Source organism: Microbacterium sp. NPDC087589 (genome assembly GCF_044743635.1).
Taxonomy (GTDB): Bacteria; Actinomycetota; Actinomycetes; order Actinomycetales; family Microbacteriaceae; genus Microbacterium.
Genome location: NZ_JBIUWV010000009.1, coordinates 125,425 through 150,510 on the forward strand (window position 1 = coordinate 125,425; position 25,086 = coordinate 150,510).

General features: G+C 68.8%; 22 protein-coding genes and 1 riboswitch. Of the genes, 4 read left to right on the top strand and 18 right to left on the bottom strand.

The window, feature by feature from the left end; all coding sequences use genetic code 11:
* Positions 1–103 precede the first annotated feature (103 nt).
* From ACIOU8_RS17395 to ACIOU8_RS17405, 3 genes are all read right to left on the bottom strand, one after another.
* Entirely contained in the window at positions 104–901 is a 798-nt protein-coding gene (locus ACIOU8_RS17395; RefSeq protein ID WP_400792204.1) for an energy-coupling factor transporter transmembrane component T family protein, read from the bottom strand.
* The gene (locus tag ACIOU8_RS17400; protein WP_400792206.1) at positions 898–2,367 is read right to left on the bottom strand and encodes an ABC transporter ATP-binding protein; all 1,470 of its coding nucleotides are present in this window, start codon (positions 2,365–2,367) and stop codon (positions 898–900) included. The genes ACIOU8_RS17395 and ACIOU8_RS17400 overlap by 4 nt, the downstream gene beginning before the upstream one ends.
* The gene (locus tag ACIOU8_RS17405; protein ID WP_400792209.1) at positions 2,364–3,020 is read right to left on the bottom strand and encodes an ECF transporter S component; all 657 of its coding nucleotides are present in this window, start codon (positions 3,018–3,020) and stop codon (positions 2,364–2,366) included. Before ACIOU8_RS17405 ends, ACIOU8_RS17400 begins: the two co-directional genes overlap by 4 nt.
* Positions 3,014–3,123, bottom strand: a riboswitch (TPP riboswitch). Its footprint overlaps the gene before it by 7 nt.
* 82 nt (positions 3,124–3,205) lie before the next feature.
* Between ACIOU8_RS17405 and ACIOU8_RS17410 the strand changes: the two genes are divergently transcribed.
* Positions 3,206–4,801: a D-alanyl-D-alanine carboxypeptidase gene (locus ACIOU8_RS17410; protein ID WP_400792212.1), complete on the top strand. Its 1,596-nt coding sequence runs from the start codon at positions 3,206–3,208 to the stop codon at positions 4,799–4,801.
* 148 nt (positions 4,802–4,949) lie between these two features.
* Here the strand turns inward: ACIOU8_RS17410 and ACIOU8_RS17415 are convergent, their stop codons facing one another.
* The 3 genes from ACIOU8_RS17415 to ACIOU8_RS17425 form a co-directional block, all read right to left on the bottom strand.
* The gene (locus ACIOU8_RS17415; RefSeq protein WP_400792215.1) at positions 4,950–7,193 is read right to left on the bottom strand and encodes an ABC transporter ATP-binding protein; all 2,244 of its coding nucleotides are present in this window, start codon (positions 7,191–7,193) and stop codon (positions 4,950–4,952) included.
* Positions 7,190–8,917, bottom strand: a complete 1,728-nt coding sequence (locus tag ACIOU8_RS17420) for an ABC transporter ATP-binding protein (RefSeq protein WP_400792218.1) — start codon at positions 8,915–8,917, stop codon at positions 7,190–7,192. Before ACIOU8_RS17420 ends, ACIOU8_RS17415 begins: the two co-directional genes overlap by 4 nt.
* A gap of 200 nt (positions 8,918–9,117) precedes the next feature.
* Positions 9,118–10,179 (bottom strand): enoyl-CoA hydratase/isomerase family protein, encoded by a 1,062-nt coding sequence (locus ACIOU8_RS17425; RefSeq protein WP_400792222.1) that lies wholly within the window; start codon positions 10,177–10,179, stop codon positions 9,118–9,120.
* A 121-nt stretch (positions 10,180–10,300) separates the two neighbouring features.
* Here ACIOU8_RS17425 and ACIOU8_RS17430 point away from each other — a divergent pair, with 121 nt between their 5' ends.
* The gene (locus ACIOU8_RS17430) at positions 10,301–12,181 is read left to right on the top strand and encodes an ATP-binding cassette domain-containing protein (RefSeq protein WP_400792225.1); all 1,881 of its coding nucleotides are present in this window, start codon (positions 10,301–10,303) and stop codon (positions 12,179–12,181) included.
* Positions 12,182–12,259: 78 nt separating this feature from the next.
* Here ACIOU8_RS17430 and ACIOU8_RS17435 read toward each other — a convergent pair whose 3' ends face one another.
* A complete protein-coding gene (locus ACIOU8_RS17435; protein ID WP_290161661.1) occupies positions 12,260–12,709 on the bottom strand; it encodes a hypothetical protein in 450 nt (149 codons plus the stop codon).
* Positions 12,710–12,854: 145 nt separating this feature from the next.
* Here ACIOU8_RS17435 and ACIOU8_RS17440 point away from each other — a divergent pair, with 145 nt between their 5' ends.
* Positions 12,855–14,249: a DUF222 domain-containing protein gene (locus ACIOU8_RS17440; RefSeq protein ID WP_400792229.1), complete on the top strand. Its 1,395-nt coding sequence runs from the start codon at positions 12,855–12,857 to the stop codon at positions 14,247–14,249.
* Here the strand turns inward: ACIOU8_RS17440 and ACIOU8_RS17445 are convergent.
* From ACIOU8_RS17445 to hemE, 11 genes are all read right to left on the bottom strand, one after another.
* Entirely contained in the window at positions 14,236–15,567 is a 1,332-nt protein-coding gene (locus ACIOU8_RS17445; RefSeq protein ID WP_400792232.1) for a glutamate-1-semialdehyde 2,1-aminomutase, read from the bottom strand. The two genes, ACIOU8_RS17440 and ACIOU8_RS17445, sit on opposite strands and share 14 nt — an antisense overlap.
* A gap of 110 nt (positions 15,568–15,677) precedes the next feature.
* Positions 15,678–16,655, bottom strand: coding sequence for a porphobilinogen synthase (gene hemB / locus ACIOU8_RS17450; RefSeq protein ID WP_400792235.1), 978 nt, complete (start codon positions 16,653–16,655; stop codon positions 15,678–15,680).
* Positions 16,652–17,443: a uroporphyrinogen-III synthase gene (locus ACIOU8_RS17455; protein ID WP_400792238.1), complete on the bottom strand. Its 792-nt coding sequence runs from the start codon at positions 17,441–17,443 to the stop codon at positions 16,652–16,654. Before ACIOU8_RS17455 ends, hemB begins: the two co-directional genes overlap by 4 nt.
* Positions 17,440–18,456 carry a hydroxymethylbilane synthase gene (hemC, locus tag ACIOU8_RS17460; protein WP_400792241.1) on the bottom strand — a complete coding sequence of 339 codons (1,017 nt, stop codon included), beginning with the start codon at positions 18,454–18,456 and terminating at the stop codon, positions 17,440–17,442. The genes ACIOU8_RS17455 and hemC overlap by 4 nt, the downstream gene beginning before the upstream one ends.
* A gap of 7 nt (positions 18,457–18,463) precedes the next feature.
* On the bottom strand, positions 18,464–19,141 hold the full coding sequence (gene hemQ / locus ACIOU8_RS17465) for a hydrogen peroxide-dependent heme synthase (protein WP_400792243.1): 678 nt from the start codon (positions 19,139–19,141) through the stop codon (positions 18,464–18,466).
* Positions 19,142–19,209: 68 nt separating this feature from the next.
* The gene (locus tag ACIOU8_RS17470) at positions 19,210–19,491 is read right to left on the bottom strand and encodes a hypothetical protein (protein WP_400792246.1); all 282 of its coding nucleotides are present in this window, start codon (positions 19,489–19,491) and stop codon (positions 19,210–19,212) included.
* Complete coding sequence (locus ACIOU8_RS17475; RefSeq protein WP_056374522.1) at positions 19,478–19,885, bottom strand: phage holin family protein; 408 nt, start codon at positions 19,883–19,885, stop codon at positions 19,478–19,480. The genes ACIOU8_RS17470 and ACIOU8_RS17475 overlap by 14 nt, the downstream gene beginning before the upstream one ends.
* Position 19,886: 1 nt before the next feature.
* Positions 19,887–20,324, bottom strand: coding sequence for a hypothetical protein (locus tag ACIOU8_RS17480; RefSeq protein ID WP_400792250.1), 438 nt, complete (start codon positions 20,322–20,324; stop codon positions 19,887–19,889).
* A 202-nt stretch (positions 20,325–20,526) separates the two neighbouring features.
* Positions 20,527–22,083 (bottom strand): protoporphyrinogen oxidase, encoded by a 1,557-nt coding sequence (gene hemG, locus ACIOU8_RS17485; protein ID WP_400792253.1) that lies wholly within the window; start codon positions 22,081–22,083, stop codon positions 20,527–20,529.
* Between the two features lie 107 nt (positions 22,084–22,190).
* The gene (locus tag ACIOU8_RS17490) at positions 22,191–22,529 is read right to left on the bottom strand and encodes a metalloregulator ArsR/SmtB family transcription factor (RefSeq protein ID WP_400792256.1); all 339 of its coding nucleotides are present in this window, start codon (positions 22,527–22,529) and stop codon (positions 22,191–22,193) included.
* 72 nt (positions 22,530–22,601) lie between these two features.
* Entirely contained in the window at positions 22,602–23,624 is a 1,023-nt protein-coding gene (gene hemE / locus ACIOU8_RS17495; RefSeq protein WP_400792259.1) for a uroporphyrinogen decarboxylase, read from the bottom strand.
* A gap of 61 nt (positions 23,625–23,685) precedes the next feature.
* Here hemE and ACIOU8_RS17500 point away from each other — a divergent pair, with 61 nt between their 5' ends.
* Complete coding sequence (locus ACIOU8_RS17500; protein WP_400792262.1) at positions 23,686–24,993, top strand: glutamyl-tRNA reductase; 1,308 nt, start codon at positions 23,686–23,688, stop codon at positions 24,991–24,993.
* Positions 24,994–25,086 lie beyond the last annotated feature (93 nt).

The window sequence follows — 25,086 nt, forward strand, 5'->3', positions numbered from 1 at the left end:
TGACGAGCCGCCCGTGGTGGAGTACTCCCCTTGGGTTCACTCGATGCTAGCGAATACACCGGCATTGCGGCTATGAGAAAGCTGAGTATGACCTGCCAGCCGGTCAGGCGGTCGGGCCGAGGATGAAGTTCCAGGCCCCTGTCACCGCGGCCACTGTGATCGCGACCGTGGGGATCACCGCCGCGACGGCCACGAGCACCGTGTCTCGTCGGTCCCATCTCGACTCCCGCGCCCACGAGCGCCGGCCTGTGCCGCCGAAGCCGCGAGCCTCCATGGCGGTGGCCAGTGAGGATCCGCGTCGGATGGCCAGCACGAACAGCGCGAAGGCCATGCCGAACGCGCGACGCACGCGGCCCTCGTCGGCGACGCCGCGGGCCCGCCGCGCGAGTGCCAATGCACGCCAGTCATCGACGAGCAGTCCCAGCATCCGCATCCCGGCGAGCGCGCCGACGACGAATCTGGCCGGCAGCTTCACCCGCTGAGCCAGATCGTCGGCGAGATCGGTGGGGTCGACCGTGATGAAGAGCACCACGGCGGGCAGTCCGATCGCGAGGACCCGCACGGCGGTCGCTGCGGCGAGCGCGAGCGACCCGTCACTGACGCGCATCACGAACCACTCGAAGTGGATGGTGCCGCTCGTCGCACCGTAGAGCGCGATGGTGACCGCGCTCAGCGGTGCTGCGATCCACAGCACCGCAGTGCGGGTCCAGAACTCCTTGGCCCGCAGGCCCGCGAGAAGCAGCAGCGGGATCTCGAGCAGCAGGGCGACGGATGCCGAGACGACGTCGATCGTCAGCACGAGGGGCAGCGCGATCAACAGTGCGGCAGCGAGCTTCGCCAGGGCTGAGCGGGGGGCGATCGGCCCCGGTCTTTCGATGCGGGCGGTCAGCGGATCGATCATCGAGTGACCTCCCCGACCTCGAGGCGCCGCGCGTGCAGGGCCTCCAGCACGGCCTCGTCATGGCTGATCGCCACGATCGCCGTGCCCTCATCGCGCAGGCGTGCGATCAGGCCGACGAGTTCGGCCCACGTCGTGGCGTCCTGCCCGAAGGTGGGCTCGTCGAGCACCAGCATCCGAGGCCGTGTGGCGAGGGCCGCCGCGACCGTGAGGCGCCGCTTCTCGCCTCCCGACAGCGTGTACGGATTGGCCCCGGCCAGCGAGGTGAGCCGCAGCCGCTCGAGCAGGTCGTCGACACGGGAGGTGATCTCTGCGTCGGGGAGCTTCAGCGCCCGCGGTCCGACCGACAGCTCGTCGCGCACGGTCTTCGCCAGCAGCTGGTGCTCGGGTGTCTGCATGACCGATGCGATGCGGGTGAGCAGGGCCCGAGAAGACCAGCGGATGGGGTCGGGCTTCTCCCCCGCGGCGAGCGCAGGCAGCGCCGAGACCCTGCCGTCCTCGGCCGGGATGAGCCCCGCGAGTGTGAGTCCGAGTGTCGATTTGCCCGCGCCGTTCGCGCCGGTCACGCCGAGCACCTCGCCCGCGCGCACCTCGACGTCGAACGGACCGGCGACCGCGAGCCCTCGCCGCCGGGCCACCGTGAGGCCGCGGGCTGCGAGCAGGGTCTCCCCCGGCTCGTGCGCCGGCGCGGGCGGAACGGCGGGCGGGTGCCCGGGAACCCACACGCCGGATGCCGCGAGCTCGGCCCCTCGTGCCCCGAGAACCTCATCCGGGCTGCCGTCCGCCAGCACGACCGTGCCCTCCGGATCGGCGCCGAGCACGATCACCCGGGTGACGAGCGGCAGCCAGACGTCGATCCGATGCTCGATCACCACGAGGGTGGCCCCCGAGGCGTCGAGGGCGGTGGCGACAGCGTCTCGCACGTCCTGCACCCCCTCGGGGTCGAGATTGGCCGTCGGCTCATCGAGCAGGATGGCTCCCGGTCGCATCGCCAGCACACCGGCGAGCGCGAGACGCTGCTTCTGCCCGCCCGACAGCGCCGCCGTCGACCGGTCGAGTGCGACGTCGAGCTCGACCGCATCCAGCGCCGCGCGCACCCGCTGCCAGATCTCGTCACGGGGCACGCCGAGGTTCTCGCAGCCGAAGGCGACGTCGTCGCCGACCCTGGCGAGGATCGTCTGGGTGTCCGGGTCCTGCAGCACCATGCCGACACGACCGCGTGCGTCGGTGGGCGGCACACCGTCGACGAGCAGCCCACCGTGTGTCTCACCCTCGTCGGCGCCTCCGAGCACTCCGCCGAAGCCCTGCAGCAGGGTCGACTTGCCAGAGCCCGAGGCACCCAGCAGCAGCACCCGCTCGCCGGCCTCGATGCGCAGGTCGATGTCGCGCACCGCCCAGCGCAACCGCGTCGCGTATCGCCACCCCCAGCCGCGGGCTTCGAGGGTGGCTGGCGTCAGGGGCGAGCTCACACCCGTGCGGTGACCTCGCGGCCGGCGGCGAACCGGCTGAGGGCGCCTGTGGCTGCGAGTCCTCGGGCGATCAGCCACGCTCCCAGCCCGGCGATGACGGCACCCGAGATGGTCGTCGAGACGATGTACACGCTGGTGAAGAGCGTGTCCGCACCGGCGTACCAGAGGATGCGGTCGTTGATGCCGCACGCGAGCCCCGCGCCGGCACCGGCCAGCATCGCGACGGGCAGACGCCAGACGCCGTAGAGGAAGACGAGGAAGATCAGCTCTGCACCGAGACCCTGCACGAGGCCCGAGACGATGGTGAGCGGACCCCACGCGTTGCCGACGAGGGCCGAGATGATCGCGGCGACCAGTTCGGTGTAGAGCGCGGCGCCCGGCTTGCGGATGATGAGGCCGCCGAGCACACCGGCGATGAGCCACGGGCCGGCGAGCAGCCCCTGCACGCCGGGGAGCAGGGGGGTCAGGATGCTGCTCGGCACCTCGTATCCGACGTTCCAGAGCAGGAAGATCAGTGCGCAGGCGACGGCGATGACGCTGGCGACGACGATGTCGACGACCCGCCAGCGCCAGAGCTCCGGGCGACCGAGGCCCTTCGAGGCGTGCGAGACGGATGCGGATTCCGTGGTGGATCCAGACGTGGATGTACTCATCAGTGACTCCTCCCTGCGCTGGCATTACCCAGATCAGGTTCGACGGTCGAAGCGCGATTCGCTCCCTCTCAGCCCGGCTCGCCGGACTCCCGTGGTTGTTCTGACGATCTTACCCAGTGCCGACACTCACGTCTGCTCCTGTTGCAGCGACACGGAACCCTGCGCGAGTTCGGTACCGTGAGGAGGTGACCGCTCCCGATTCCGCCGAGGCCACCGCCTCCGCCGTTCCCGCGGGCGACGCGTCAACGCCCGATGCGTCAGCGCCTGTCGGCTCGGTGCATGCTGTGTCGGTGCCTGAGGTGTCGGTGCCTGAGGCCGAGGTCTCAGCGGCCGTCGCGACGGATCCGGCCGCTGAATCGGATGCGGATGATGAGGCAACCGCGATCTTCGCTCCTGACACGGCTCCCGATGCCCGGTGGGCCGAGGGCACCAGCGGTGGGACACCGCTGACGTGGGTCGACGCCGTCGAAGTCGCTCGGCACCCGGCGACCGAGGCGCTCGATGACGCGCCTCCCGCAGCGAGCGGCGGCGGACTTCTGACCGGAGCGCACCTGCGCCCGGCGATCGCCCGACCCGGCGTGCTGGTCCCGCTCGGTGTGCTCGTCGGACTGCTCGGCACCTATGTCGGGTCGGCCATGCTGTGGCCGTTGCACGAGGTGCCGCCGACCGTGCAGGCGACGGAACTGACGCCGATCACCGCGCCCGCAGCCGCCATCACCTGGCCGGCTCAGGGAAGCGCGGCCGTGGGAGTCGGTGGGATCGGCACGACGTCGTCGTCGCTCGACGCGGCGGCGATCGCGAGCGTCACCAAGGTGGTCTCGAGTCTGATGGTGCTCGATCGGATGCCGCTCGCCGTCGGCGAGCAGGGCCCCGAGTTCTCGTTCACCCGGGCAGACAACCTCGCGTACTGGGAGTACCGCCGCTCCGACCAGTCGGCACTCGACGTCCCCGTGGGCGGCACTCTCACCGAGTTCCAGCTGCTGCAGGGAACACTGCTCGGCTCGGCGAACAACTACATCGATCGTCTCTCCCAGGAGATCTGGGGCTCCCCCTCGGCGTTCACCGCCGCGGCGGAGGTGTGGCTGCGCGACCGAGGCCTCGACGACATCACGATCGTGACCCCGTCGGGGTTCGACGACCGCAACAGGGCAACGCCCGCGTCACTGATCGCGCTGGCCGAGCTGGCGATGCAGAACCCGGTGTTCGCCGGCATCGTCGGCACCCCGTCCGTCGATCTGCCGGGCGCCGGCACGGTGGTGAACACGAACGGGATGTTGGCGGATCCTGGCGTGATCGGCGTCAAGACCGGCACGCTCGGTGACAGCTGGAACCTGCTGACCGCAAAGGTCATCACCCTCGACGACACGACCGTGCGCCTCTATGCGTCCGTTCTCGGGCAGCCAGACGATGAGCAGCGCCTCACCCAGACCCGTTCGCTGTTCTCACAGGTCGAGACAGCGCTCGAGCAGCAGGCTCCCGCGGTCGCGGCCGGCACTGTGGTCGGAACGGTGACGACGCCGTGGGGCGCGACCACCGAGATCGTCACGGATGCCGATGCCGAGATCGTGCTGTGGAACGGCGCGACGGCCGAGGCATCGACGGATGTCTCCCTCGGCGACAATCGCGAATCGGGCGACGAGGTCGGCACGATGACGAGCTCCGGACCGTTGAACACGGTGACGACGTCGCTGTCGCTCGCAGACGACGTCGACGCCCCGAGCCCATGGTGGCGCCTGACCCATCCACTCGAACTCCTCGGCATCACCGAAGCGCAACGCTGAGTGCGCTGCTCGGGTGCCAGCAGAATGCCCCGCCCCCGAATGAACGGGAGGCGGGGCATTCTGCTGACGAGGCCGTCTGCTGACCAGGCCCTGTGTTGACTGGGCCGTCTGCTGACGAGGCCGTGTGCCGGATCCGTCCGAGTGCGGATCAGGCCTTCTGGCCCCCACCATCCGGGCGTTCGATGACCGCCTGCGCAGCCGCAGCCTCCGCGGCGGGAACCTGCGCCCCCACGGAGACCCCGACCTGTGCTGCCGCAGCCGCGTCTTCGGCGTCGCCGCTCACGACGACAGGGGTCGAGCCCGTGAGCGCGTCCTCTGCATCGATGTCGGTCGCCGCCTGCTCGAACTGCGACTGGTAGAGGCGCCAGTACGCGCCCTGCGCGGTGATGAGCTCGTCGTGCGTGCCCTTCTCGACGATGTCGCCGTGCTCCATCACGAGGATGAGGTCGGCATCGCGGATCGTCGACAGACGGTGAGCGATCACGAACGAAGTGCGTCCCTGTCGCAGCGCCGCCATCGCGTGCTGCAGCAGCACCTCGGTGCGGGTGTCGACCGCCGACGTCGCCTCGTCGAGGATCAGGATCGACGGCTGAGCGACGAACGCTCGTGCGATCGTGATCAGCTGACGTTCACCCGCCGAGACGTTCGACGCGTCCTCGTCGAGCACCGTGTCGTATCCCTCGGGGAGGGAGCGCACGAAGCGATCGACGTATGTCGCCTTCGCCGCCTCGAGAACCTCTTCGTCGGTCGCCGTGGAGCGTCCGTATCGGATGTTCTCGCGGATGCTGCCGGCGAACAGCCACGGGTCCTGCAGCACCATGCCGGTGCGTGAGCGCAGCTGCTCGCGCGTGACCTCGGAAATGTCCTGACCGTCGAGCAGGATCCGCCCGCCGTTCAGTTCGTAGAACCGCATGATGAGGTTGACGAGTGTCGTCTTGCCCGCTCCGGTCGGACCGACGATCGCGACCGTCTGGCCGGGCTCGACCCGGAACGAGAGGTCGGTGATGAGCGGACGCTCGGGCGTGTACGAGAACGCGACGTTCTCGAACTCCACGACGCCCTTGCCGTCGGCGAGCCTGGGAGCGTCGACGGCGTCGGCCTCCTGCTCTTCGGTGTCGAGCAGCTCGAACACCCGCTCGGCGGACGCGGTTCCGGACTGCACGACCGCGGCCATTCCGCCGAGCTCCGACAGCGGCTGCGTGAACTGCTGCGAGTACTGGATGAATGCCTGCACGTCACCGAGACGCAGTTGCCCGCTCGCCACCATGAGGCCGCCGAGCACCGCGATGCCCACATAGGTGAGGCTGCCGACGAAGGTCATCGCCGGCATGATGATGCCCGAGAGGAACTGCGCCTTGAAGCTGGCCTGGAACAGCTCCTCGTTCTCGTCCTTGAACTTCTCGAGCGCATCCTGCTCGCGGCCGAAGACCTTGACCAGCGCGTGGCCCGAGAAGGCCTCTTCGACGCGGGCGTTCAGACGGCCGACCTTGCGCCACTGAGTGCCGAAGGCCTTCTGCGAACGAGGGCCGATGACACCGAAGATCACGCCCATCAGCGGGAGTGCGACCAGCGCGACGAGAGCGAGCTGCCACGAGATCGAGAACATCAGCACCAGCACGCCCACGACCGTGAGCACGGCCGTGATCGCACCGGACAGCGACTGCTGCATCGTCTGCGTGATGTTGTCGATGTCGTTGGTCACGCGCGAGATCAGGTCGCCACGCTGCACCTTGTCGAAGTACGACAGAGGCAGGCGGTTGATCTTCGCCTCGACCGCTTCGCGCAGGCGCCACATGGTGCGCACCATGATGACGTTGATCACGTAGCCCTGGAGCCAGCTGAGGAACGCTGCCGTGATGTAGATCGCCAGCACCGCGATGATGATCCACCGCAGCGCGTCGAAGTCGACGCCGTCACCGACCCGGAAGCTGCCGAGGGCCGAGACCTGGTTGGCGAAGTCGTCCTGCCCGCCCCGGCGGAGCGCCTCGACGACATCCTCCTGGGGGGTGCCGGCAGGGAAACCGGGGAAGTCTCCGTTCGCCTGAGCGAGCTGCACCGAGATGAAGCCCTTGTAGATGAGGTTCGTGGCCTCGCCGAGCACCTTCGGGGCGGCCACCGTCAGCACGACGCCGACGGCGCCGGCGATCGACACCAGGATGAACCACACGGCCGAGGGCTTCAGCAGTCCGATCATCCGACTGAAGCTCTTGCCGAAGTTGTCGGCCTTGCCCGGTGCGACGCTGTCCCACCCGCCGCCGTCCTGGCGCGCCTTCTCGGCGAGCTCGGCTTCGTACTTCTCTTCTTCGGTCAGTTCAGGTTCGACCGTGGTGGTCGCGGCCGTGTCCTTGCCCTTGCGACCGCGGCGGGGCTGGGGGACGTTCTGCTCGCTCATGCGTCCACCCCCAGCTGCGATTCGACGATCTCTCGGTACGTGGTGCTCGTCTCGAGGAGCTCCTCGTGCGTGCCGACGCCGACCATGGTGCCCCCTTCGAGCACGACGATGCGATTCGCATCGGTGATGGATGAGACGCGCTGCGCGACCACGATCTTGGTCACGTGCGGCAGCTCACGCCATAGTGCCTGCCTCAACCGGGCGTCGGTGGTGAGGTCGAGCGCCGAGAACGAGTCGTCGAACACCAGGATCTGCGGCTGACGGACGATCGCGCGGGCGATCGCCAGACGCTGACGCTGACCGCCCGAGACGTTCGTGCCGCCCTGTGTGATGCGCGACTCGAGGCCCTGCGGCATCTCCTCGACGAAGTCACGACCCTGCGAGATCTCGAGGGCGTGCCAGAGATCTTCGTCGGTCGCGTCCTCTCTGCCGTAGCGGAGGTTGGAGGCGACCGTGCCGGTGAAGAGGAACGGACGCTGCGGAACGAGACCGATCGTCGCCCACAGCGACTCGACGTCCGCCTCGCGGACATCTGCACCGCCGACGAAGACGGCTCCGCCCGAGACGTCGAAGAGCCGCGGGATCAACGACACGAGTGTCGTCTTGCCCGCCCCCGTCGAACCCACGATCGCGACGGTCTCGCCGGGCTCGGCCGCGAAGCTGATGCCCGCGAGCACCGGAGAGTCGGCCCCGGGATAGGTGAACTCGACATCGTCGAAGGCGACTGAGCCGGGGGTCGGGAAGTCGGTGACGCCGTTCGCCGGGCGCTCCATGCTCGACTGCGTCTCGAGCACCTCCCCGATGCGCTCGGCCGAGACCGCGGCGCGCGGGATCATGATCGCCATGAAGCTGGCCATGATGACGCCGCCCATGATCTGGCCGATGTACTGCATGAATGCGAAGATCGTGCCGACCTGCACCGTGCCGCTGTTGACCTCGATGCCGCCGAACCAGACGACCGCCACGATCGTGACGTTGAGGATCAGCATGAACAGCGGGAACAGCAGGACGAACAGCGAGCCGACCTTGCGGCCGACCACCATGATGTCGGTGTTGGCGCCGCGGAAGCGCTCTTCTTCGATGTTCTCTCGCACGAAGGCTCGCACCACGCGCACACCGGTGAGCTGCTCGCGCAGCACGCGGTTCACGGTGTCGAGCTTGCCCTGGTAGCTGCGGAACAGGGGAACCATGCGGCTGACGACGAGCCCGGCGACGATCAGCAGCAGCGGCACGGACACGGCGATGAGCCAGCTCAGACCGATGTTCGTCTGCACGGCGAAGATGATGCCGCCGATCGCGAGCAGCGGCGCGGTGACGAGCATGGTGGCGCCCATCATCGCGAGCATCTGCACCTGCTGCACGTCGTTCGTGTTGCGTGTGATGAGGGAGCCTGCGCCGAACTGCGACACCTCGCGCTCGGAGAATCCGCTCACCTTCGCGAAGACGTCGGCGCGGATGTCCCGCCCCGCGCCCATCGATGCGCGGGCGGCGAAGTAGGTCGCGATGACCGAGGCGATGATCTGCCCCAGCGAGACCGTGAGCATGAAGAGGCCGGTGCGCCAGATGTAGTCGGTGTCCGACTGGGCGACACCCTTGTTGATGATGTCTTCGTTCAGGCGCGGAAGGTAGAGGGTGGCGAGCGCGCTGGCGAACTGGAACACCAGCACGGCCAGGAGCAGCCACTTATAGCGGGCGAGATAGCGGAGGAGGATTTTTCCCAGCACAGGCGGACTTTCTAGGAAGGATGAATCGGCGGATCTCCCGACGGGCGGACGCAGGCCGACGATCTCGCACTTGCAAGAGTGGCATGAACTGCGGACATTCGTATCCCCCGAGGGGAGGACCTTCGCTGACAGCGAAGCATTTGGCCCGCGGCCAGCGGTTTATGCACCGCGGCGAACAACCGCCGATATACCGAAGTACCTCAGAAGAGCGGGCGATCGGGCACGAAGTCCCGAGCCTCGGCACCGGCATCCGACGGGAGTTCGGCGATCGTCGCCGGGTTCCACTGCGGATTGCGGTCCTTGTCGACCACCTGGGCCCGTATCCCTTCGACGAGATCGGGGTGCCGCGTCACGAACCACATCACACGGCGATACTCCCCCTGGAGCGCGGCTCGCAGATTCGGGAGCAGACGCGCCTCCCTGACGGCCTCGAGGGTGACGGCGAGTCCGGTCGGGGCCAGGCTCTCGAGCAGATCAGCGGTCGTCGCGGCATCCGCAGCCTCCTCCGCACGCAGTCGCGACACGATCTCCGCGATCGTGTCGGCTGAGAATGCGCGGTCGATCCAGTCGCGGGAAGCCGGGAGCGCAGACGGCTCCGGAGTCTCGTCGAACAGCAGCACGATCTCGGCCGGCCCGGTCGGGTCGGCACGATACGCGAGCGCCTCGCGCAGCGCATCGAGCCGATCGGAGGGCACGAAGTGGTCGGCGAAGCCGAGCAGCACGGCATCCGCTCCGTTCATGGTCGAGCCTGTGAGCCCGAAGTACTCGCCGAACCGCCCGGGCATGCGCCCCAGCAGCCGTGTGCCGCCGACATCGGGCGTGAACCCGATCCGCGTCTCCGGCATCGCCAGCTTCGAACGCTCCGTGACGATGCGGATGGTCGCGTGACCCGAGAGGCCGACGCCGCCGCCCATCGTGATGCCGTCGGCGATGGAGACGATGGGCTTCGGGTACTCGGCGATCATCGCGTTCAGCGCGTACTCGGAGCGGAAGAACTCGGCGGTCTCCTCCGTGCGCCCCGCCACGATCTGCGCATGCAGTCCGCGCACGTCTCCGCCGGCGCACATGCCCCGCTCGCCCGCGCCGTCGATGACGACGATCTGCACATCGGTGTCCTCGCGCCAACGCTCGAGGGCCTGGGTGAGCAGCTGGATCATCCCGGGGTCGAGCGCGTTGATCGCTTCCGGCCGGTTCAGGGTCAGCCTGCCGAGGGCTCCTTCGGTGCGGACGAGGACCCTGGACGCTGCACTGGATTCGGTCACGGGTGCCAGGCTACCCGGTGGACCGGCCCTTGCATCCGGCCGCGTTCGTAGGGTAAATGCACGATCCTGCGGCTTTTCCGGCAGGATAGACAGAACTGCCCACTGCAACGAGAGGTCGCAGATGCCCGACGGACAGGTGCTCGAGTTCACGCACGTCACGAAGCGCTTCAATGAAGTGACGGCGGTGTCCGACTTCTCCGCGCGAGTCGAGCCCGGTGTCGTGACCGCTTTCCTCGGCCCGAACGGCGCCGGAAAGACCACCACCCTGCGCATCCTCCTCGGGCAGGTGCGCGCCACGAGCGGCACCGCCACGATCGGTGGAACCACGCATGCAGAACTGCGCCACCCGCTGCGCACGATCGGCTCCGTCCTGGAGGAGACCGCGTACCGTCCTCGTCGCTCGGCCTCACGCCAGCTGACGATCGCGGCCAAGGCCAACGGCATCCCGCTCTCGCGTGTCGACGAGGTGCTCTCGCTGGTCGGTCTCGAGCACGAGGCCGAAGGCCGCATCGGCAGCTTCTCGCTCGGAATGCGTCAGCGGCTGAGCGTGGCGCACGCGCTGCTGGGCGATCCCGGCGCGCTGGTCTTCGACGAACCGGCGAACGGCCTCGATCCGGAGGGCATCCGCTGGATCCGGCTCCTCCTGCGCCGCCTTGCCGACGAGGGGCGCACGGTTCTCGTCTCCTCGCACGTGCTGAGCGAGATCGAGCAGGTCGCAGACCACGTGCTCGTGCTCTCGAAGGGCCAGCTCGTGCTCTCGAGCGGAATCGAGAAGCTCGCCGACCCGTCTGCCGGCTCGGTCGTGGTCGACGCGGTGGACCGTGCGGCGCTGAAGTCAGCGCTCTCGGCGGCCGGCCTGGAGGTCGAGGTGCTCCGCTCGGGCCTCACGGTTCGCGGCAGCAACGCGGGTGCGGTCGGCGCCATCGCGGCATCGGCCGGCATCGCCCTCGCCACCCTCGTGCAGCGCGGTCCCACCCTGGAAGACGTCTTCATCGAGCTCGTCCGCGGTGGCAGGCTCGCACCGCAGGCCATCGCTGCCGCGCCGGTGGTCGATTCCGCAGCGCCCAGCTCCGACGCAGAATCGCCGATCACAGCGGTCGAAGCACCGGTCATCGACACCGGGGCGGCATCCGAAGTCGCGGACGCCGATTCCGCCGTGACGGACTCCGACGCTTCCGGCTCCGAGGCCTCCCCTACTGAGAATGCCTCCGAGAGCTCGACTGCTGAGGACGCCTCCGCGTCCGATGCAGCCGCAGCCGACTTCGCCCGCGCGGCGGCTGACGCGGCGGATGCCGAAGCCGACGACGCGGAGGATGCGGCAGATGCCGCTCGTGATGTCGAGTACGCCGCGGCAGAGCTCCGCTACGCAGCGGATGCCTCGGATGCCAACGACGCGGAGGATGCGGCCGACGTCGCCTCCGAGGCGGCCCACACGAGCGGCGATGACACCCCCGGCGATGCGGAGTCGACTGGCGGCTCGATCGACCCGGAGACGACTTCCGAACCCGAGACGGAGAGCGCCCGACCGTCGTTCGACGACATCCTGTTCGGCACCGCACCTTCCGACGGTGCCGGTGCCTCTGTCGCCGCGGATATCGACGCCCACGTCGCTGACGAGCCCGACGCGGTGGGGAACGAGAACGGCACCGACGAGCACTCCGGAGTCGAGTTCTTCGCCGAGGTGCACGACTCGGACGAGTCGTCGGAGTCCTCGTCGTCCGACGACGACCCTCGCTCGGCGGCCGTCACCTCGATGCTCGCTGCCGCCGCGCGCGCGTACTACGAGGACGAGCCCAAGGACTATCCGCTCGGAGAAGCCGACGCCTCAGCGGATGCGGAGACAGACGCGGATTCCGACACAGACGCGGATGCAGGCGCAGACGCTGAATCCGCTCCGGAAGCGGACCACGGCCCCGATGAGGAGCAGCACGAGGGCGAGCACCACGAGGGCGAGCAGCAGCGGCACCACGAGCACCACGAGGGCGAGCACGACCGTCCCTGAGATCGCCTGAGCGGGCCCCGATGCGAACGCCCTCCGCGCCGTAAGGCTGCGGAGGGCGTTCTCTCGTTCCGGGGTCTCTCAGGCGGGCCGAGGGCGGATCACCGGACGGCGACTCCCTTTCGACACCGGCGTCGGCGATGTCGCCACGATCTCCTCGACGTCGGCCGGCTCATCCGACACGTCGAGTCGGAGCGCCTGGGTCAATGCGAGGCCGTGCCTCGTCGTGAGGATCAGCCGTCGGTACTGCGCGTCACCCGAAAGGTCGATGACCACGCTGGGACGCCGGCGGCGGATGAGGACGAAATCGACGCTGCCCGCGGCCTTCCAGGTTCCCGCGGCGAGCACGCCGGGAATGTGCGTTCCGGGATTCGGCACGCCACGCAACCAGGTCCACGCGTCGTCGATCAGCTGGACCTTGGTGATGGTGTCGCGCACGAGACGAACGTTGTCACGGTGGAAGCTCGCCGCACGCTCGATCGGCGAGAGCACGATCTCGAGTTGCGTCTGGTCCAGCAGCAACGTCACCATGCGTCCAGTCTGCCAGCGGCACCCTTCCAGATGTCTGTGTCTTGCTCACAGGAAGGCAACGATCCGTTGTCGGTTCCCACGATTCCACCCCTCTTCCATTCCGATGTTCTGCTCCAGATTCGAACAAATCTACTAGAGTCGAAGCATGACATCGGCCACCGATCCCGACTTCGAGCAGCGCGCTGAGCTGCTCGACTCGTGGGTCGAGAAGCGGAGACAGATCGCCGTTCTCGAGTCCGAGGCATCCGCTCTCCTCGCCGAACGGATGCGCCTGAGCCGGTCCGACTCCGAAGAGAATCCGTACCATCGGGATGCCATCCACAGATCGATGGTCGCGGAGTACTCCGCGGCAGGTCGCATCGCGCAAGGCAGCATCGAGTACGCGTTCACCGATGCGGCTTTCCTCGAGCGAGGTCATCCGCGTGTGCAGCAGGCGTTCCGCGACGGCATCGTCACGGCCGCGCACGTCCGCGAGATCGTCCGTGCAGCGGGGGTCGTCCGCGAAGCGGTCAACAACGGCAGAGCGGATGCCGAGGCGCTGGAGGAGTACGACATCGCTGCCGTGACCGTCGCGGAGAGGGAGACCCCCGCACGGACGAGAGTGCACCTCAAGGCGCTGGCAGCAGTCCTCGCGGGTTCCACGGTCAATGAGCGGCACGCACGGGCACTGTCTGAACGCACGGTGACCGTACGGCCCGCCGGAGACGGGCTCGCCGTCCTGACCGCGGTGCTCCCCGAGCATCTCGCCGTGGCGATCCTCGACCGCCTGACGCAGCTGGCCCGCGCCGTCATCGCCGGCCGGGCAGACCGCGAGCCGGTGCTCGAGCCCATCGATGACGGCGAGAACCCGATCTACCCCGACGACATCGCCGCCGACTCCGCGGCGCGCGATGACTACGCGATCTTCGGGGAGGGCACGTTCACCACCGATCCCACCGTCGAGCACATCCCGGCAGACACGCGCACGATCGACCAGGTCAGAGCCGACCTGCTGATCGACCTTCTCCTTGCTGCCGATCCCAGCGCCGCGAGCGGCTCAGGTCTCGATAACATCCGCGGGCGGATCCACGTCACGGTCGCCGCGACGACGCTCGCGGGCTGCGATGAGCGTCCCGCCGAGCTAGACGGTCACGGACCCCTGCATCCCGATGTCGCCCGCGATCTCGCCGGTCGCCTGCGCGGATGGTCTCGGCTGTTCCTTGATCCGACAGGCCTCGTCGTCGAGACCGACAACTATGCCCCCACCGAGGCGATGCGTCGATTCCTCCGCGCCCGAGACCAGCACTGTCGATTCCCCGGCTGCAGGATGCCGGTGCATCGCTGCCAGGTCGACCACACCTTCGATCATGCCAAGGGTGGGCGGACCGAGATCCATAACCTGGCGCACCTCTGCGCGAGCCACCATGTGTTGAAGCATCCCGATATCTCCGACGAGCATCGCTGGTCTGCCAGGCAACTCCCCGACGGCACGATAGATTGGTCGAGCCCACTGGGCCGCACCTATCGAGACGATGCGAGACGACGAGTCATGTTCGTGTGAGCGCTGCGGCGGCAGCGGCGCGTGCAGCGATCGGCAGCGCGGCTTCGATGCGCTGGAGCTCTTCCTCGCCATGCGCGGCTGTAAGGAACCAGGCCTCGAACACGCTCGGCGGCAGCGCGACTCCCTGCTCGCGCATCGCGTGGAAGAACGGCGCGTACCGGAAGGACTCCTGAGCCTGCGCCTCGGCATAGGTTCGGGGCGCTGAATCCCGAAAGGAGGCGCTGAACAGGTTCCCCGCGTGCGCGACGGCGTGGGCGACACCGGCATCGGTGAGAGCGGCCTCCAGCGCGTGGGAGACCCTGGCTGCGGCCGCGTCGACGGTCGCGTAGACCTCCGGCGTCGCCAGACGCAGAGTCGCGAGCCCCGCGGCGACTGAGAGCGGATTGCCCGACAACGTCCCCGCCTGGTAGACCGGCCCCAGCGGAGCGAGCAGGTCCATGACCTCCGCACGTCCGCCGAGCGCAGCCAGAGGCATTCCCCCGCCGACGACCTTGCCGAACGTGATGATGTCGGGCAGATAGTCCTCGCCCGCCGCGGCCTGGAGCCCCCAGAAGCCGGCCGGATGCACACGGAAGCCCGTCAGCACCTCATCGAGGATCAGCAGCGCGCCATGTGCATGGGCGGTCTCGGCCAGCAGTCGGTTGAATCCCGGCAGCGGCGGCACCACACCCATGTTCGCGGCAGCGGCTTCGACGATCACGGCCGCGATGCGTGGACCGTGCTCGGCAAACACAGCCTCGAGCGCGGCCGGGTCGTTGTAGTCGATCACGAGGGTCTGTGCGGCGATCGGTGCAGGCACCCCCGCGGAGCCGGGCAGAGCGAGCGTCGCGACGCCCGAGCCGGCAGCGGCGAGGAGGCCATCGGAGTGGCCGTGGTAGTGGCCGGCGAACTTGACCAGCAGGTCGCGACCCGTGGCACCGCGCGCAAGACGGATCGCGGTCATCGTCGCTTCGGTGCCGGTCGACACGAGCCGCACGCGTTCGACAGGCCGGATCTCGCCGAACCGCACTCGGTCCGCGATCAGCTGAGCGAGTTCCACCTCGCCCTCGGTCGGCGCACCGAACGAGAGTCCTCGAGTGGCTGCCTCCTGCACCGCGGCGACGGCTTCAGGGTGCGCGTGGCCGAGCAGAGCCGGGCCCCATGAAGCCACCAGGTCGACGTACTCGTTGCCCGCCGCATCCGTCACCGTCGCGCCCTTCGCCGAGGCGAGGAAGCGCGGCGTTCCCCCGACAGAGCCATACGCACGCACCGGCGAGTTCACGCCACCGGGGATCACCGTGCGGGCAGCGGAGAACAGGTCATCATTGCGGTCGGTCACAGCACACTCCTCAGCGATGCGCGGAGCTCTCCCGCCATCGCTTCCAGGCTAGTCCGCAGACCTGAGGGAGGGACTCAGACGACCTCCACGAGTGCGTCGACGAATCGGTGTCAGGGGCGCAGCCATCGTGCGGCTTCGGTCGCCCAGTAGGTCAGGACGACATCGGCACCGGCGCGGCGGATCGAGAGCAGCGACTCGAGGATCGACGCACGTCGGTCGATCCAGCCGTTCGCCGCGGCGGCCTCGATCATCGCGTACTCGCCGGACACCTGGTATGCCCACACCGGAATATGCACGGTGTCGCGCACCTCGCGCAGCACATCGAGGAAGGCCATGGCGGGCTTCACCATGACGATGTCGGCGCCCTCCTCCTCGTCGACGACGGCTTCCCGCACACCCTCGCGGCGGTTCCCCGGGTCGAGCTGGTACGTGCGGCGATCGCCCGTCAGCTGCGAATCCACAGCCTCACGGAACGGGCCGTAGAACGCACTCGCATACTTCGCGGCGTAGGCGAGAAGCAGCGTATCGGTGTAGCCGTCGGAATCGAGCGCTTCGCGGATGACCGCGACCTGGCCGTCCATCATTCCCGACAGCCCCAGCAACTGAGAGCCGGCCCGAGCCTGCGCCAGCGCCATCGACGCATAGCGCTCGAGAGTCGCGTCGTTGTCGACGGTGCCGTCGTCCGCGAGCACGCCGCAGTGACCGTGGTCGGTGAACTCATCGAGGCACAGGTCGGTCTGCACCACGAGGGCATCGCCGACCTCGGCCGCGAGCGCCTCGGTGGCCACGTTCAGAATGCCCTGCGGGTCGTCGGCACCCGAGCCCTGAGCGTCTCTGACGGCCGGCACGCCGAACAGCATCACCCCGCCGACGCCCGCTTCGGCAGCCTCGACGGCCGCGGCTCGCAGAGAGTCGAGCGAATGCTGCGCGACCCCTGGCATCGAGCCGATCGGGGCAGCCTCGGTGAGCCCCTCGCGGACAAACAGCGGCAGCACCAGCTGGCGCGGCTCGAGAGAGGTCTCCCGCACCAGGCCCCGGACGGCAGGAGACTGCCTCAGGCGCCGCAGTCGGACATCGGGGAAGCTCACGGCGCCAGCTCATCCGCCGCGTGCGGAAGGGTGTAGCTCGACACGGCATCGATGAGCGCGTCGACCGTCTGACGATCGGCGACGACCGTGATCGGCAGACCAGCCTTGTCGGCATCCTTCGCGGTCCGTGGACCGATCGCGGCCAGCAGCGTCTCATCCGGGATCAGGGGGAACTGCACGCGCACCTGCTCGGCGACCGAACCGCTCGTGATCAGGATCGCGTTGATGCGTCCGTTCTCGACGTCGCGCTTGATGCGGTCGGTGACCGGCACGCCGACGGTTCGGTACGCGACGACGCTGTCGACGTCGTGACCTGCCTCCTGCAGCAGGACGCTGAGCACGGGCTTCGCGATCTCGCTGCGCAGAGCCAGGATGCGACGCGGCTCTGCCTCGAGGGCGATGAGCTGCTCGGCCATGCCCGCTGCCGAGTTGTCTTCGTCCGGCACCATCGCGACTTCGTATCCCACCGCCTGCAGAGCGGCCGCGGTGGTCTCGCCGACCGCCGCGATCTTCGTGCGACGCGGCACGACCGCGCGGTGCGCGAACATCACGTCGACGGTCGTCGCGCTCGTCACCGTCAGCCAGTCGTACTCTCCGGCAGCCAGCCGGGTGAGCGCCACGTCGAGCGCGGCCTGATCTGTGGTGGCCGCGAAGTTGATCAGCGGCGCGACGACGGGCACCGCGCCACGGGAACGCAGACTGGCTGCGACGCCGTCGCCCCACGGTCCTCCGCGGGGTACGAGGATGCGCCAGCCGTCCAGCGGTCGGTCCTGCTTCGAATTGGTCATGATGAGGAATGCTCTCGGGAGACGAGGTCGGCCGCCCCTTGCTCGAGCAGCCGATGGGCGACAGACAACCCGAACTCGCGTGCTGTGCGCATCGGGTCTGCACCATCGGCAGCATCCGCTCCATTGCCGCTGCCGTTCCGACGAATATACTCCCCGTTCAGAGTCTCCGTGACGTCGAGACCGATCCGGCGGCCGCCGTCGGTCGAGTAGACGACCGTCCTGACACGGATCTCATCGCCGTTCACGACAGCATGAGCGGCCATCGGCGCCTGGCATCCGGAGTCGAGACCCTCGAGGATTCCGCGTTCGACCGAGATGGCCAGCCGGGTGTCGTGGTCGTCGAGTTCAGCGAGTGCGGCGAGCAGCTCAGCCGGGGCGTCGGCGCGCGTCTCGACCGCGAGCGAACCCTGCCCGGGAGCGGTCGGCCACTCGGAGAGCCCCAACTCCTCGCGGCGGAGCGGGGAGTCGGTTCCGAGGCGCGACAGACCGGCGGCCGCGAGGATGACGGCATCCAGCTCGCCGGAAGCGACCCGCTGCAGACGCGAATCGACGTTGCCGCGGATGTCGACAACCTCCGCGTGCGGAGCCCTGCGGTGCACCTGAGCGATGCGACGAGGAGACCCGGTGCCCACCTTGCTGCCGGAGCGCAGCTCGTGCAGCGGTGTACCTGCGCGCGTGATCGCGACATCACGGGCGTCTACCCGCGCCGGAGTGGCCGCGATGAACAGGCCCTCGGGAATCGCCGTCGGCAGGTCTTTGAGGGAATGCACGAGGAAGTCGCACTCCCCGGCCAGCAGTGCCTCACGCAGACGCGTGGCGAAGATGCCCTGGCCGCCGATCTCCGACAGGGACGCACGATTCGTGTCGCCTTCGCTGGTGATCGGCACGAGCTCGACGGGGCGCCCCGAGATCTTCTCGAGGGCGGCGGCGACATGACCCGACTGAGCCTGCGCCAGCGCGCTGCGGCGGGTGCCGAGTCGGATCGGGACGGCTGTATGACTCTGAGTGCTCATCGTCGACCTACTGCAGCACGTCCGCGATCTCGTCGAACCGGAGGCGACGGCCCGTGTAGAACGGGATCTCCTCCTTCACGTACAGACGCGCGTCGGTGTAGCGCAGGTCACGCATGAGGTCGACCAGTTCGGTGACATCGTCGGCTTCGAGCGGAAGGATCCACTCGTAGTCGCCCAGGGCGAACGCGGCCACGGTGTTGGCGATGACTCCCGTGAAGGCGGCACCCTTGCGGCCGTGATCGGCGAGCATCTTGCGGCGCTCTTCCTCCGGGGCGAGATACCACTCGGGAGTGCGCACGAACGGGTACAGGCACAGCCAGTCCTTGGGCTCGACTCCGCGGAGGAACCCGGGCACGTGCGCACGGTTGAACTCGGCATCGCGGTGAACGCCCATCACGTTCCAGACGGGCAGCAGAGTGCGCAGCAGCTCCGTGCGCCGCAGACGCCGAAGAGCCTTCTGCAGGTCTTCCGCGGTGTCCCCGTGCAGCCACACCAGCAGGTCGGCGTCGGCCTTCAGGCCTGAGACGTCGTAGAAGCCGCGGACTGTGACGCCGGAGTCCTCGATGTAGGACACGATCGTCTCGAGCTCCGTGGAGTCGGACTCGGTGACCGCGATATCGGGGTTTCGTCGCCAGACGGCCCAGAGGGTGAAGCCGGACGGGTTCTCTTCGCGTGCATCGGACATGGATCCAGTCTGCCCCCTTTGTGAATCACTCGCGAACGCGAGTCAGGATGCGAGGATTCGCCTCCGGGTCAGCGAGCGAGAGCGCGAGCGATCGCCCAGACGGCGCCGCCCACGATCACCGCGACTCCCACCGCGCCGGCGATCGCCGCCGCAGGGTTGCGGTCGGCGAAGACCCGCGCCTTCGCTGCAGCGCGCTTCGATGCCTTGTCGATCCGCCGGGGGAAGTTGCCCTTGACCTCGATCGCCGCGAGCGCGGCCTTGAGCTCGGCGCGGGCCGACTGCACCGGGTCGACGATCCCTGCGGGGACGGCCGTCTTGGGCAGCGACGTCGTGATCTCAGAGTTCGTCATAGCCGGCTTCCTTCACGAGTCTGATGTCCTCGCCCACCGCCTGGGCAGGGTTCTTGCGAGCGAGCACCTTGCGGAACTTCAGGATGCCGAGCAGCGCGAACAGCAGCACGGCGAGGATCAGGATTCCGAACACGGCCAGGGCCGAGAGCCAGACCGGCCACCACGACGACAGCCCGGCGATCGCGAAGACCAGGATCACCGGCACGGCCCAGAACAGGAAGAAGAGGGCGACGAGGAACCAGACCGAACCGATCCCCGCGTCCTTCGCTGTCTTCGAGATCCACGTCTTGGCCGCATTGATCTCGGCCTTGACGAGGCTGCTGATGAGTTCGGGGAGATCGCCGATCAGGGACAGCAGGCTGTCCTCGGCACGATCGCGGTATCCGCGGGGCATGTCAGCTGCCAGACTTCGCGGCTGTGGAGCGCGGAGAAGCCGGCTTCTTGGCCGCAGGCTTCTTCGCTTCGGGCTTCTTCGCGTCGTCCTTCTTCGCGGCGTCCTTGACCTCTTCGACGGCGTCTTCGGTGGCGTCGACGATGTCGTCAGCGGCCTTGCGGCCGGCAGCGACAGCGGAGTCGAGGCGCTGGCCGGCGGTCTTGTCGCCGCCGCCCGCCGACTTGACGACCTTCTGCACGCCGGTCCAGATCGCACCGGGCACTGCTGCCGCCTTGTCGCCGACGTAGCCCTTGACCTTGTCGACCTGATCCTGCACGGGGTCGAGGTTCCAGACCTTCAGCCACTGCGTCTTGATCTGCTCGTAGCGCTCGCGTCCTGCGCGCGTTCCGAGCACGTATCCCACGCCGATTCCTACGACGAGTCCGATCTTCCCCTTCATGGGGTCTCCTCACGTTGTTCCGGTGTGAACGCCTGGGGCGAACCGACGGCGCGGAGCCGCCTGCAGGTGTCCAGCGTAGCCCCGTATGCCGATTTCGGCATCTGTCGGGCAGAGGGTTGACAGCAGAGCGACTTTCGGGTTGCCCCCCATCGGGCGCGTCACACACGCGGGAACACGGCCGACAGTCCCCGACACGCGCGCGTCAGTCCCAGAGCAGTGAGCGCCGCAGCCGATCGGCTTCTTCTCGCGCATCGGGAATCACCTGCGCGAGTCCGGTGCCGGCGAGCCATGCGCCCACCGCCGCAAGCCCGGGGACGGCCTGAATGGCCGATCGCGCCGCCTCTCGCCGCTCGCCGGAGCCGATGATCGACGCGGGCTGCGACTGCACGAACCACGAGCGGTGCGCACCGAGCAGATCGTCGGCAGCGAGCGGAACGCCGAGGAGAGCGGATGCTTCACGGAGCGCGAGACGAGCAGCCGCGTCATCATCGAGACCTGCCGTCGCGGCCGGTTCTCCCTGGGCGCCGAACGAGACGCGCACCAGGTGCCGATCGCCGGCGGCAGCCCGGAGCCACTCCCACTTCGCCGTCGAATGCGTGAGCGCCTTCGCGGTGTGGCTGCCGGGGACCGTCAGGACGCCCGTGCCCCGCGGCGCGCCCTGCAGCGCAGAGGCCCGCAGCAGCAGCGTCACGATCTCGATCTCCGGCGCATCCGCCACCGTGGTCTCGGCGAGTGCGGGTGCGGTGCTCTCGAGCAGACGCCGCGCCACCGCCTCCGAGGTCGCGAGCACGACGCCGTCAGCGGTGAACTCGAGTGTCGCCGTCTTCGGGGCCGTCTCCGGTGCCGTCTCCGCATCGGCATCCGAATCGGTGAGCGGTTGCCCCTCGGCACGCACGGTCCAGCTGCCGGCGTCCTGCGCGATGTCGGTCACCCGGACGCCCCTGCGGACGACCCCGCCGAGCTTCTCGATGTCGGTGACCAGCGCCTCGATCAGGACCATCATGCCGCCGGCGAGGCCCTCGACGGCCGCACCGGGTGCCTGCGCCGCAGCGGCCTGTGCCGCACGCGCTGCACCCTCGTCACGCAGTGCCTGCACAGCGCCCGACAGCGAGCCGACGCGCGTGAGGGCGGCGTTGAGTCCGGGCGCCGCGATGTCGACATCGACGTCTTCGGGTGACGCGGAGTACACGCCCGTCGTCACCGGAGCCACCAACCGGTCTCGCACCTTGACACCCATGCGCGAGGACACCAGCTTGCCGAGGCTCTGGTTGTGGCCGATCGTCAGAGGGGGGCGCACGCGGTCGAGGTAGGCACGCCACACTCCCGACCAGCCGATGATGCGGCGCACGTCCTCCTGGAACGGATTGCTCGGGATGCCGAGGATTCCGCCGACCGGCAGCGGTGCCGCGCCGACCCCGGGGATGCCTGCGAGCCAGGCGCTGCCCGCCGCGGGGGCGACGATGCGATCGGCGAGGCCGAGTTCGGTCAGGAGGGCGCGCACGCGCCCACCCCTGGTCGCATAGCTCTCCGCCCCGGCATCGACGACGACGCCGTCGATCTCGGCCTGACGGATCGCGCCGCCGACGGCATCCGACGCCTCGAGCACCGTGACGTTCATGCCGACCTTGACGCATTCGCGAGCCGCGATCAGCCCCCCGATGCCGCCGCCGATGACGACGATGTGGCGCGTGGCCGCGCGGGCTGCCAGCGTCGCAGGCTCGGCACGGGACGACTCACGGTTCGCGGGATTCGACGGCATGCGTCAATCCTTTCACCCGCGACACTGATGCCTCACCGGTTTCGACCGGAGAAACGAGCACAGCGGAGATCCGCACGGGAGAGCCACCCCGGCGCGGATGCGCGATGTCAGGCCTCGACCGCCGAAGTGGCGGAGCGTCCGGAGCCGTGTCTGCGCACCTCTCGGAGCACGATCTGCTCGGGGCACACGGTCGAGAGGAAGTCACCGACCGAGAGCGCGAGACGCTCGCCGACGAGTGAGTACAGGATGCGGTTGGCATCGCGGCGCTCGCTGACCAGGCCCGCCTGACGCAGCACGCTCAGGTGACGCGAGATCGTGGGGCCGCTCGCCGAGAACCGCGAGGCGATCTCGCCCGCCGCGAGCTCGCCGTCCTTGAGGTCCTGCAGGATCTGCCGACGCGTCGGATGCGCCAATGCCGCGAAGATGTCCGACGCACTGTCTGTCATGTGTGCAATATAGCACTCATGCTAGATAGCGCTCCCGGCGAAGAGCTGTCGAGCCGCTCGACGCCCCGGATGTCAGAGCGAGTGCACCAGCTCGACGATGCGGGTGAGCTGGTCGGGGTCGGTCTCGGGCGGAACGCCGTGTCCGAGGTTGACGATGTGGCCTCTGGCCGCCCGCCCTCGCTCGACCACGTCGCGCACGTGCGCCTCGAGAACCGGCCACGGCGCCGAGAGCAGCGCCGGGTCGATGTTGCCCTGCACGGAGACGTCGGGTCCGAGCATCGCCGCGGCCTCGTCGAGCGGCAGGCGCCAGTCGACGCCGACGCCGTCGGCGATGCCGTCCAGGCGCATGTCATCGAGGAAGGGCCCCGTACCCACGCCGAAGTGGATGCTCGGGACGCCGATGCCTTCGAGCGCGACCTTCGAGTGCGGAGCCACGAACGCGCGGTAGTCGGCGGTGCTCAGGGACCCCGCCCACGAGTCGAACAACTGCACCACGGATGCTCCGGCGTCGCGCTGGATCTCGAGGAATCGGCGCGAGACCTGAGCCAACCATCCGGCCAGACGGTTCCACGAGTCGGGGTCGGCGTGCATCATGGCGCGGGCGCGCAGGTGCTCCTTCGACGGGCCACCCTCGACGAGGTACGCGGCCAACGTGAACGGGGCACCGGCGAATCCGATCAGCGGGGTGTCCCCGAGCTCCGCGGTGACGATGCCCACGGCGTCGGCGATCGCGGTGCCGTCGAGCGAGAGCGGGTCGATCGCCGTGATGCGGGCGACGTCGGCCGCCGAGCGCACCGGGTTCGCGAACACCGGACCACGGCCGGGCTCGATCTCGACCTCCACACCGGCGAGACGCAGCGGGATGACGATGTCGCTGAAGAACACTGCGGCATCGACGCCGTGGCGACGCACGGGCTGCAGAGTGATCTCAGCGGCGAGGTCAGGCGTGAGGCAGGCGTCGAGCATGCGCGTGCCGACCCGCAGCTCGCGGTACTCGGGCAGCGATCGGCCGGCCTGGCGCATGAACCACACGGGGGCATGCTCAGGTCGGGGGCCGGTGAGGGCGCGCAGCAGCGGAGCGTCGGAGAGGGGCATGCGTCCATCCTCCCATCCACCCCTGGGCCGACCTGCATGAAGCCTCAGGTAGAATCGAACGGTGCTGCTGGTTGTCACGGCGAGTCACAAGACCGCCCCCTTCGAATTGCTCGAACGCCTGAGCCGCACCCCCGATGACGTCGCCTCCTCTGTTGTGGACATGGCGTCCTGCGTGCAGGGTGCGGTCGTTCTTGCTACCTGCAACCGCTTCGAGGCCTACGTCGAGATGGACGAGCCCGTCACCGCAGCAGGTGCGATCGGCGTCGAGGCAGTTCTCGAGGCCGTCGAGGCGTCGACGGGCATCCGTGCCGCAGAACTCGACGGGGCCTATGAGGTGCACTCCGGCCGTCGCGTCGCCGAGCACCTGTTCTCCGTCGCATCCGGCCTCGAATCCGTCGTCTCCGGCGAGGGCGAGATCGCCGGTCAGGTGCGGCGCGCACTGAAGTCCGCTCGCAAGGTGGGAACCACTTCCCCTGAGCTCGAGCGCCTCTTCCAGAGGGCGAGCCAGGCGCAGCGCAAGGTCAAGAACGTCACGGCGCTCGGCCGTGCAGGCCGTTCACTCGTGCGCCTCGCTCTCGAGCTCGCCGACAGCCGCATCGTCGACTGGTCAGCCGAACGCGTGCTGCTCGTCGGCACGGGCGCCTACGCAGCCGTCACCCTCGCGACGCTGCGCGAACGAGGGGCCGTCAACATCTCGGTGTACTCGCCCTCGGGTCGCGCAGAGAAGTTCGCCGCGAAGCACGGCATCCGTCCGGTCTCCGCCGAGGACTACGCGCGCGTCGCCTCGCGATCGAGCCTGCTGATCACCTGCACGACGGCGGCCGCACCGGTGCTCACTCCCGAGCATCTGCAGGCGCCGACAGGCATCGCCCCTGAGGGCTGCCCCGTCGCGTCGCACAACCAGATGGTCGTCGACCTCGGCATGCCGCGCAACGTCGACCCCGCTGTCGCCGCCCTCGAGGGCGTCGCCCTGCTCGACCTCGAGACCATCAGCCTGCACGCACCGCTCGAAGAGCTGCAGGCGACGGATGCCGCGCGCTCCGTCGTGCGTGAAGCCGCCGACACCTTCCACGTCGTGGGAAGCCGACAGAGCGTCACCCCATCGGTCGTCGCGCTGCGGTCGCACATGTTCGCGCTGCTCGAGTCCGAGATCGCCCGAGCCCGCGCCCGGGGCGACGACGACGGCAAGGTCGAGCAGGCCCTGCGCCACCTGACCGGCGTGCTGCTGCACGTGCCGACCACGCGAGCGCACGAGCTCGCCGCCACCGGCCGCGCAGACGACTTCGCCGCCGCGCTCTCAACGATGTACGGCATCGAGCCGATCGAGCCCGCGCAGGCTTCTGACGCCGACGACGCCGCGACCGCCTGAGGGAATCGCCCTTCTGCACAATCGGTCTCCGCGGAGATCTCTCCCCAGCCACTGGGGATCTCGCCTCCGGCGCCCACACGCATCGCCCGTGCT